This is a genomic window from Streptomyces boncukensis (assembly GCF_011045075.1).
Classification (GTDB): Bacteria; Actinomycetota; Actinomycetes; order Streptomycetales; family Streptomycetaceae; genus Streptomyces; species Streptomyces boncukensis.
In genome coordinates this window covers 1-9,200 of the sequence record NZ_JAAKZZ010000306.1, presented here as the reverse complement: position 1 = coordinate 9,200, position 9,200 = coordinate 1, and the positions used below count along the sequence as shown (strand labels likewise).

Here is a 9,200-nt window from a genome sequence, read left to right as displayed (position 1 = left end):
CTGTTACTGACAGGCAGGAACGGCCGCAGCCGTTCCCACTCGGCATCACTCAGATCACCCCGCCCCATGTCCGCATCAACGACCCGGACGCGAGGCAGTCACATGATCGACCGGACAAGTCCTAGTCGTTCCTCGTCGAGCCGCCAGTCTCCGCCGCCCAGATCGCCGACTTCCAACAACCCCGTGCGAGCCGCCGCGACCGACAGCGTTCTACCCGACGGTCCGCGCGACGTAGGCGCTTCAGAGCTGGGGGTCTTGCTCTTTCCCTCGGAAGCGTCAGCGTCTGTGCCACCGCCGTTGCCGCCACCGTTGCACCCGACCAGAACCGCGAGGCAGGCCGTGGCCACGGCAAGAGACCTGACACTCGACACGTAGCCCCCATGTGGCATGTCATCAACAAGGCCATCAGGATAGCGGCGCTGGCCCTCGCATTCGGTGGATCTCAGCCAGACGGCAGAAAACCGGTGCGGCAGCAGCGCTATCTGTCGGGCGCCCCGTGTGGGTGCGTACCGTGTCTCGACTCGCTGCGTTGAATCGGAAGGCCATGGGCAGCGCCGAAGCGGCTACCCCGCCGGAGGCTCGCCGTGTTCGAGATAGACCGGATGGCCCTCAGCACGAGCGGCGACGGCACGCTTCACGCGGCGGGCAAGCCCCGGAATCAGAAGCCGGCCGAGGTCTTCGGCCGGATGGAACTCGGCGGACAGCAGCTCGTCAGGCGCGAGCTTGATTGACGCTGCGGCGTCCGGGCTGAGCTCACCACCATCGAAGATATACAGGACCTTGTCACTTCGGCGGGGAGCGGTGCCCAGTCGATTACGAGCAGCGAGCCGATAGGCGGTGTAATGCCCAGCTCTTCCTCCACTTCACGGCGGCACGCGGCCAAGGGGGATTCGTCCGTCTCCACGTACCCGCCGGGGATCTCCCACTTCGGCTTGTACGAGGGACGGGCCGGCAGGAGGCAGCCCTGGGCGTCGAAGAACAGGGCGCCTGCGGCCATGCGTGGCCGGGCCATCCGCTGTTCGTGCTCGTTCTCGGCTTGGCACGAGCCTGCTGACCGTGCCTCCCGTGGCCTGCACCAATGGCAGCTCGGCGAGCTGCTGAACCGCTCCGATGACTGGGTGTACCGGGTCGAGTCAGGCCGGATCCCGGTGAACAACGTCAAGATGCTCGCGGACCTGGCGGAAGCCCTGCGCGTCCACGTGGAGGCTCTGCAAGGGGTTCCGGCGCTGCTTGGAAGACCAAGGCAGCCACTCCCACGCGGCGGCCGACGCCAAAGCTGATGTCAACGTCAGAGCAAGAGGCCCCTTGGGCGATCCCAAGGGGCCTCTGACCTGCTGCGCGCTCGGCAGGATTCGAACCTGCAACCTTCTGATCCGTAGACCATTATCGATCTTGATCTGACCTGCGGAACTGCACTTGCGTCGCAGGTCAGAGGCCAAGTACGGGGAGGGTACGAACCAGCTCGGCGGAGCTGTCCGAGGCTGCGTTCTCCCGTTTTTCTCCCACGTCTCCCACCCGCTGAGCTGCGTCGGGCCCGATGCCATGGCACCGGGCCCGAGTGTTGCTGTCCGTCGTGAAGCAGAAGATCATTGCCGTGCCGCGATCCAGGTCACCATCCGTGCAGGGTGAGCGCGCCGGGCGCGTCCAGGTAGCCGCGGAGACCCGCGGCGGGATACTCGATGATGTCCTCGGGCAGGTCATGTACGGAGAACCAGCGCAGATCGAGGCATTTCTGGGGCTCACGGTTACTCGGTTCGCCCTCCCATTCGGTCGCCAGGAAGAAGAAGCCCACCCGTTCGATGTCCTCGGCCTGTTTGTGGTGCACAACGTGCACCTGCCGCAGTTGGTCGGGCGCGACGGTGACGCCGGTCTCCTCGTGCAGTTCGCGCGCGGCGCCCGCGGGGATGGTCTCGCCCCGGTCGAGCTTGCCCGAGGGCAGGTGCCAGCGACCGTAGCCATAGGGGCCGCCGCGCTGTGACATGAGGACCTTGTCGCCGTCGAGCAGGATGACGTGCGTGTCGAGGATGGGCGCTGCGTTCATGGGGTCACCGTGGGTCGTCGGGTCTGGTGTGGCTGTCGATGACGGTATCGGCGTATGGGGGCGCCTGTTCGGCGATTCGCTCGGCGGTCTCCGAAGGAGTGGCCTCGGTGGTGTCGAGGACCAGCACGGGTACCTTCATGCGTTCGAGGGTGCGCGCTGCTTGTTCATAGAGGCGGACCTCGCGCGCGGGTGTCTCGGGGTCCTGCTCGAATCTGTGGTGCGCTCCCCGAGTGGTGAGACGCTGTCTGATGGTTGCAGGGGCGGCGGTGAGGAGGACCGCGAGGTCGGGCAGGAGCACGTCGGCGTTCAAGTCCAGCAGGAAGGGCTCGGGGACGCCGTCGAGGCGTTGCACGACGAGGGTGGATGCGAGGTAGCGGTCGCACAGGACGTCTTGGGCGGCGTCGAGGCGTGGCCGTATCTCGGTTTCGATGTGGTGATATCTGTCGGCCGCGACGAGGCAGGCGAGGGCGTGACCGCGGATGTGGTCGGCGTGGGCGCGGGTGAACCGGCCCAGCCGATTGTCCGAGGGTTCGGCCGTGGTGTGGACGGGGGCGCCGTGCTGGCGCAGGTGCGCGGCGAGGGCGGCGAGGGTGGTTGATTTGCCGACGCCGCCGGGGCCGTCGAGGGTGATGAGCCGGCCGGGTCGATTCACGCTGCGGCCCCTGGTGATGCGTTGCGGTGGTGCTGCTCACGGGCGAGGCGGGCGAGGGTGCCACGCAGTTCGGGGAGGGGGACGCCCCCGAACTGGATGCCGACGGAGAAGTTGAATTCGTCGCGAGCGCGCATGGACTCGTCGGCTCCCTGGTCAGTGAGGTCGACGTCGGCGTACGCGAGCATCTGCTCGGGGTCGTAGCCGTCGGCGGTGAGCTGCTGCCATATGGGGGTACCGGGGTAGGGCCGGAACTCGAAGACGGAAGCGCGGAAGTTCCCGGGCTGGGCGTCGGCGAGGTCCCACAGCCGATGTATGTGGCGGACGGTAGCGCCGAGGTCGTCGGGTTGCTCATCCGGATAGCCGAGGATGAAGTAGCCCTTCACGCTGACGCCCCGTTCCATCAGGCGGTGGGCGACCTGCTCGGTCATCTCGGCCGTAATGCGTTTGTCCATCGCGCGCAGGATGCGGTCGCTGCCGGATTCGATGCCGAGGGCGACCTCGCGCAACCCGTTGCGGGCGAGGGTGTCGAGCATGGCGTCGTCCGCGCGATGGAGGACGTTGATCCGGCCGGTGGCGTCCCATACGTAGCGTTCGCCGATGCGGCTTGCGGTGAAGGTGTCCATGGCGGGCCGGATGATCCGGGCGGCGCCGAGGAACAGGTCGTCGACGAAGCGGAACGCGGTGGCGCCGTGCTCGGCGTTCAGGGTCTCCAGCTCGGCGACGATCCGCTCGGGGGAGCGTGTACGGATCTTGACGTCTGGGTTCGCGGATACCGCGGCGCCGCAGAATCCGCAGTCGTAGGGGCAGCCGCGCGAGCCCACGATGTTGGCCTCGATACGGCCGTCATCGGCGCGGTACGGGTCTTGCGGCAGGTATGCGCGGTCGACGAGCGGGAGAGCGTCGATGTCCGGGGCGAGCAGGTGTGCGGTGTCTGTGCCGTGTGCGACGCCCGCGGCGGTCGTCCCGAGTAGCCGGTCGCGCCACATCACGCCGGGTAAGGATGCGCGGCGGCCCTCGTCGTCCAGGAGTGCGGCGACGCGGGTCTCACCTTCGCCGAGTACGAGCGCGCGTAAGCCGGCCATCCGGGGGTCGGCGAGCACGCGCTGCGGCATGGCCTTGGCCTGGTGGCCCCCTGCCATGAGCGCGATGTCGGAGTGCAGACCGCTCGCGATGCGTGCCGAGAGTTCATAGGTCGGGGCGAGCAGGTTCATGCCGACCCATCGCGGGGCGGCGTGGTTGATGGCGCGCACGGTCTCGTCGATGCCGAGCCCGTGTGCCTCGGCGTCGAGCACGCCGACGTTGAACCCGGAGTGCCGGGCATAGGTTGCGATGTAGGCCATGCCGAGCACGGGCAGGGTGTAGTCGTTGACGCGCGGGCGCTCGGCGTAGTCCCGTAACGGCGCGTTGACGAACAGCGCATCGAGGGGGCGCCCCGAGTCAGCCCCCGCTATCTGGCCGGTCGTGCGGGTCGTCTCCGTGCTGGTCTGTTCGAGCATGGTTCCCCCATGTCAGCGTGAACAGGGTCAGGGCGTGGAGCTGCGTGCGGTTGTCGTTGGCGAGGCGGCGCCACCGTGCGGCGAACGCGCGGTCGGTGTCGGGGAACGGGTACCCGGGCAGCGCGAGGCGCGCCCAGGTGCGCACGGCGAGGTCGCCGTGCGGGTAGACCGAGAAGTCGCCGGTGTAATCCGCGGCGGCGGCCGATGCGGTCCACGGGCCGATGCGCGGAATCTCGTCGAGGGCCTTCACGAGATCCTCGGGCGCGAGCTGCGCCCATGCGGCCTGATGCTTGATGTAGGCGGTCGCTGCGGCGCACAGTGCCGTGCGGTGGAACCTGGTTCCGGACTCGGCGAACGCTTCGTCGGGCAGACCGAGGACCGTATCAGGACTCGGTGCCAGACACAGCGGGCCGACGGAGGTATCGACAGCGCGGCCGTGGTTGGCGCACCAGCGGCGGTACACCTTCCGGGCCTGCTCGGCTCGTACGACCTGGCGGAGGATCGCGGTCGTGATCGCATCCCACAGTGAGGGATTCGTCAGCCGTTGCGCGTGGCCGAGCGTCGCGATCCGCTGTACCAGCGGCGCGGCCTCGGGCGCGGTCGGCAGCTCGTGCGGCGCGGTGCGGGGTGCTGGCGGGGCTACCGCGTTCTCGGTACCGATGGGGCGCAGGACCAGCCCGGCAGTCGGCTGCCAGACGGCGAGCCACGGAACATCCTCGTACATGACGAGGCGCACAGGCTCGCTCGCGGGTCCAGTGAGCCATCCGGGGTGATCCGTGGTGAGAGTGATCGTCATGGTCTCGTCTCCTCCCAGCGGGCGCGCGTTGCGCCCCGAGTTGGAGGTGCCATCGTTTCCTTTCGGACGGGGGTGCGGGGAGAAACGCGACGGTTCGCCTGTGAGACGCGTTAAGCACCGACGGCGACGGCAAGGTTCGGGTCGTAGTCGATGCCGAGGGTTGCCAGGGCGGCGGCGGTGCGGCGTTCGCGTTGCCGACGTCGCTCGACCCTGTGTTCGTGTGCGATCAGGTAGGGGCGGATCGGGGCGACGGCCTCGGCGTCGAGGGGGTGCATGCGTTCGCGGACGTGATCGGGGACCGGCCGGGGCTGACTCTTGGCCGGCTGAGCCGGGGCGGGGCGCGTGGGCGCGGGGTTCGCGAGGTAGGCCGCGGTGTGGCGGCCGGGGCGTGGCTGCGGGAGTAGCAGCCGTAGCAGGGGGTGCAGGCAGGCGATAAGGTCGCGCATTGGTCGTCAGCTCCTACTTAGCCGGGGTAGCTGGTGGCCTGCCTCGGTGACCGTTGGCCCGGTCGCCGAGGCACCTTGTCATTGGGTGATGGGGTGGCGCGGGTCGTCGAGCCACAGGTGTTGACCCTCTGACGTGACCGTCATCCCGAACCGATGGCGGTCGGGCTGCCCGTATCCGACCCAGCGCAGGAAGGCGCTGGAGACCTCGTGCCACAGGTCGCGGTGCCCATAGGAGGTGACGCGGTAGTCGGTCTCTCCGGGGGTGTAGTCGACCGCGGCCCATGCACCCGTGCCGTCGTTCCGGTCGACCTCGACGAGCAGGAGGGAGAAGTTGCCCGTTCCGTCGTCAGCCGGTGCCGGAATGCGGGCGACTCCGGGTACGAGTGCGCCGATCATCAGGTCTGCCGTGTAGGCGCCGTGGGCCAGGGTGCGGGGGTCGAGCTGTGTTGTGGCCTCGCGGGCTTCGCTGGTGTGGTGCGGATCCCACTTCACCGTGCGGCGCTGAGAGCGCAGCATCATGTACGAGGCGAAGGCGGGGAACCGTCCGATCGCGCATCCGTCATCGTCGACGACGAGGCGGGCGAGCTGGCCGGGACCGTACAAGGGCGCCCAGGGGGCCACGATGACGCCGCCGGGCCGGGTCTGCGCAACCCACGCGTGAGGGAAGGTGGCCACCGCGCACGTGCTGTGTACGCGGTCGTAGGGCGCTCGTGCGGGGCAGCCGGCGGCGCCGTCGCCGACGACGAGGTGCGGCGCGTGGCCGGCGGCCGTGAGGTTCTTCTCCGCCTGCGCGGCGACCTGCTTGTCCACCTCGATCGAGGTGACGTTGTCTGCGCCGACGCGCTGGGAGAGGAGGGCGGCGGTCCAGCCGGTACCGGTGCCGATCTCCATGACGCGGTGATGGTCGCGGACGTCGAGGGCGTCGAGGGTGGCGAAGACGATGCCGGGGGCCGAGCCTGAGCTGCTCGGTGTTCCCGTTCCGGTGTGCAGGTCGCCGTCGCCGTCGTCGAGTTGCGTGACGATGGAGGTGTCGGAGTAGACGGCCCGCAGCCAGCCTTCGGGGTCCTGGTCGCGGTCGATCGGGTAGCCGGGCTCGGGGCCGTCGGGGACGGCCCATGCCCGGGACGGGATGAAGTCTTCCCGTGGCACGGCCTCGTAGACCGTTCGCCACGTGGGTGTCAGGTGGCCCGATGCGGTGAGCGTGGCCGAGAGCGCCCGTGCGGGTGGGTTGGTCGTCATGTGTCGGCCCCCTTGATGAGTAGGTCGGTGAGGGCGTCGGCTACGGCAATGCCCGTCTTGGCAACGAGCCACCCCCATTCGCCGCTCTGGTTGGTCTCCAGGAAGACCCAGCGCCCGGTGGTGTCGCGGATGAGGTCGACCGCGCCGAAGCGCAGGCCGAGGCGCTTGTGCAGGGCGACGAGTCGTCGCGCTGTCTCGTCCGGCAGGCCGATGGTGCGGTAGGTGAGTGCGTCGTAGTCGGAGCGCCAATCCGTACGGGCGGCCTGGGACGTGGCATCGATCGCAACGGTGAAGACCCGGTCACCGACGATGATCGCGCGGGCCTCGTGCTCCTTGTCGACCTGCTCTTGAAACAGGTGGGCGGTGCGTTCGAGGGCTTCGTCGCGCAGTTCGTCGAGGTTCGTGACGGGGCTGGTGTACAGGACGCGCACCTTGCCCTCGTCGGCGTGCCAGATACCGGCGAGCGGCTTGTAGATGAGGGGCCGGTCGAGCTGTGCTGCCCATGCGTAGGCACGCTCGGGCTCATTGGTGATCAGCGTACGGGGAATGTCCAGACCGACTGCTGCCGCTGCGGCGAGCTGGTTCGGTTTGTACTCGGCGCGGGCTGCGGCCGTGGGGTCGTTGACCCATAAGGCGTCGTCGAGGGCTTGCAGCACTCCGCCGAACCCGCGGCGTGCCTCGCCGTAGGCGAAGAGTCGTTCGGCGCGGTTCATCTCCTCGGGCATGGTGAACTGCGTGGGCCGCCGGTAGTAGACGCTGCGCACGGCGGCGAGGTCGACGACCTCGCGGCCCGTGCCAGCGTCGACGAGTCGCCCGCTCCATGTCGCGCCGGTGCTGATCTGAGCGGACATATGCAGCTTGGTCGGGAAGTCCGTAGCGTCGATGCGGGCTACGGGGACGCCGCGGACGGCGAGCTCGGAGGTGACCCGGCTCGCCGTCCGGTCGTCCTCGTCAGTGATGACAAGGACGTGTGTCACGTGGGGCCCCTTTCCTCAGTCGGGCTTCGTCTCTTCGTCCTGCGGACCGCTGCCGTCGGGCGAGCCCTCGCTCGTCTCCGAAGAGCCGCCCTCGTGCCTGCCGGCGGTCGGCCGCGGGATGGCCAGGTACCGCAGACCCCACGGCCGTGCCGCTGTGGGCTGCTCGTCGATGCTGGAGAGGATGTGCCGGATCGGGTTGAGCGGGAAGTGATCGCCGGTGCGGTGGAACATCCCGCGCGATTCGCCGTCGGGCGAGTGCAGGACGAGGTCGACCGCATCGACGTCTACGTGACTGAGCATCGTCATGCTGCTCTCTCCTTCTCTCGGTGTCTGGTTGTGCGGAAACGGTGCGGCTGCCGGTGCTGACCGACAAGGGCGTACCACCCGCGCCCGCGCGCACGGCGCATCAGCGCTGAGTCAGGTGCGGGGGGGGGCGCCAGGTCTGCCCCAGGCCCCGACGAGTCGCCGAGGGAGCTAGCTGGCGAGGTGATACTCCTCGCTCGTCTCGGGGGTGAGGGCGTTCTCCAGTTCCCTGCGGCTGAGGCGGACGACGAGCATCGCGTGGTCGCTGGCCCGGCGGGTCTGGTCGGTGTCGATGACCTCGACCGACGTCACCGCGCGGTGCAGGCCCGCGGAGGCGTAGGCGCGGTCGATGCGCTGTGGTCCACTTTGGTGGCGCTTGTCGTATCCGGCTGTCGGGTGGAGTGCGGAGGGCTGTTCGAGTTCGGTGCAGGCATGCCGGGCGAGGTCGACGTATCCGGCGTCGCACAGGATGCGGTCGGGCCTGGTGTCGCTGACGCGGCATCCGAGCTCGTAGATGGTGCGGTGCGTGGCGTGCGCGCGGTCGGGGACGGTGTCCCAGTCGGGGAGGATGACCCGTTCGACCGCGTTGCGGGTGTGGTCCGGGTAGCTGTTGCAGTCCCCCGCGATCAGGCTCGCCCGTCCGGGCTCGGCGCCGAGGGTGAGCCACTGTGCCTCGGCGGAACGGGTGGCGGGGTCGTAGAAGCACATATGGAACGAGATGAGGTCGAGGGGGCGCGGGCAGTCACCGAGGCGGACGGTCAGGTGGCAGGGGCGCAGCCACCACGGGCGGGACGGTGTGTGGTGCGTGTTCACCTCGAACAGTCCGGGGCGCAGGAAGACACCCGAGGGCAGGTCCGGGGCGCCGGGGTTGTCGGGGGCGAGGTAGCCGGACATACCGAGGCGCAGTTCGGCATCGTGCAGACGCCGCATGGTGTCGGTGCGGCTGTACTTCATCTCCTGGCGCAGCAGGATGTCAGGACCGACCTCGGCGAGGATGTCGTGCGCGAGGTGCCACGCGGGGCCGGCGTCCCCGGTGTCGGTGATCTCGCCGTCGGCTTCCAGATTCCAGGAGACGAGGACGAGGTCGTCGTCGTGTTCCGTCATCGGTGGCCCTTCCCACTCGGGTGTGTGCCTGTTGGTGTGTGCGACCCTGTTGCGCCCGATTCGGTCGCCTTGGGCGTGGTGCGTGGGACCCGCCCTCTGCCTGGGGCTGTGTGCCGCGGGGGAGCCGTGGCGGGGTGTCCCCGGGC

Annotated in this window: 10 protein-coding genes and 1 pseudogene; 1 reads left to right on the top strand and 10 read right to left on the bottom strand. The window is 69.0% G+C overall.

All coding sequences use genetic code 11. From position 1 onward, the window contains the following. Positions 1-563: 563 nt before the first annotated feature. A pseudogene (locus tag G5C65_RS24570) lies at positions 564-1,012 on the bottom strand (NUDIX domain-containing protein). Here G5C65_RS24570 and G5C65_RS24565 point away from each other — a divergent pair. Next, positions 996-1,280: a helix-turn-helix domain-containing protein gene (locus G5C65_RS24565; RefSeq protein WP_241266018.1), complete on the top strand. Its 285-nt coding sequence runs from the start codon at positions 996-998 to the stop codon at positions 1,278-1,280. The pseudogene G5C65_RS24570 and the gene G5C65_RS24565 overlap by 17 nt on opposite strands. A 329-nt stretch (positions 1,281-1,609) precedes the next feature. On the opposite strand, the gene G5C65_RS24560 is transcribed toward G5C65_RS24565, so the two are convergent. The 9 genes from G5C65_RS24560 to G5C65_RS24520 all read right to left on the bottom strand — a co-directional run bounded on the left by G5C65_RS24560 (position 1,610) and on the right by G5C65_RS24520 (position 9,054). Next, positions 1,610-2,041, bottom strand: a complete 432-nt coding sequence (locus tag G5C65_RS24560; protein WP_165301099.1) for an NUDIX hydrolase — start codon at positions 2,039-2,041, stop codon at positions 1,610-1,612. Between the two features lie 4 nt (positions 2,042-2,045). Beyond that, complete coding sequence (gene tmk, locus G5C65_RS24555; protein WP_165301098.1) at positions 2,046-2,693, bottom strand: dTMP kinase; 648 nt, start codon at positions 2,691-2,693, stop codon at positions 2,046-2,048. Beyond that, positions 2,690-4,189, bottom strand: coding sequence for a B12-binding domain-containing radical SAM protein (locus G5C65_RS24550; RefSeq protein ID WP_165301097.1), 1,500 nt, complete (start codon positions 4,187-4,189; stop codon positions 2,690-2,692). The genes tmk and G5C65_RS24550 overlap by 4 nt, the downstream gene beginning before the upstream one ends. Then, positions 4,131-4,985: a DNA glycosylase family protein gene (locus tag G5C65_RS24545; protein ID WP_165301096.1), complete on the bottom strand. Its 855-nt coding sequence runs from the start codon at positions 4,983-4,985 to the stop codon at positions 4,131-4,133. Before G5C65_RS24545 ends, G5C65_RS24550 begins: the two co-directional genes overlap by 59 nt. A gap of 110 nt (positions 4,986-5,095) precedes the next feature. Further along, positions 5,096-5,431, bottom strand: a complete 336-nt coding sequence (locus tag G5C65_RS24540; RefSeq protein WP_165301095.1) for a hypothetical protein — start codon at positions 5,429-5,431, stop codon at positions 5,096-5,098. A gap of 78 nt (positions 5,432-5,509) precedes the next feature. After that, complete coding sequence (locus tag G5C65_RS24535) at positions 5,510-6,670, bottom strand: methyltransferase domain-containing protein (RefSeq protein WP_165301094.1); 1,161 nt, start codon at positions 6,668-6,670, stop codon at positions 5,510-5,512. Further along, positions 6,667-7,647: an ATP-grasp ribosomal peptide maturase gene (tgmB, locus tag G5C65_RS24530; protein WP_165301093.1), complete on the bottom strand. Its 981-nt coding sequence runs from the start codon at positions 7,645-7,647 to the stop codon at positions 6,667-6,669. Before tgmB ends, G5C65_RS24535 begins: the two co-directional genes overlap by 4 nt. 15 nt (positions 7,648-7,662) lie before the next feature. Next, complete coding sequence (locus tag G5C65_RS24525; RefSeq protein ID WP_165301092.1) at positions 7,663-7,953, bottom strand: hypothetical protein; 291 nt, start codon at positions 7,951-7,953, stop codon at positions 7,663-7,665. A gap of 168 nt (positions 7,954-8,121) precedes the next feature. Then, positions 8,122-9,054 carry an endonuclease/exonuclease/phosphatase family protein gene (locus G5C65_RS24520; protein ID WP_165301091.1) on the bottom strand — a complete coding sequence of 311 codons (933 nt, stop codon included), beginning with the start codon at positions 9,052-9,054 and terminating at the stop codon, positions 8,122-8,124. Between the last annotated feature and the right edge of the window lie 146 nt (positions 9,055-9,200).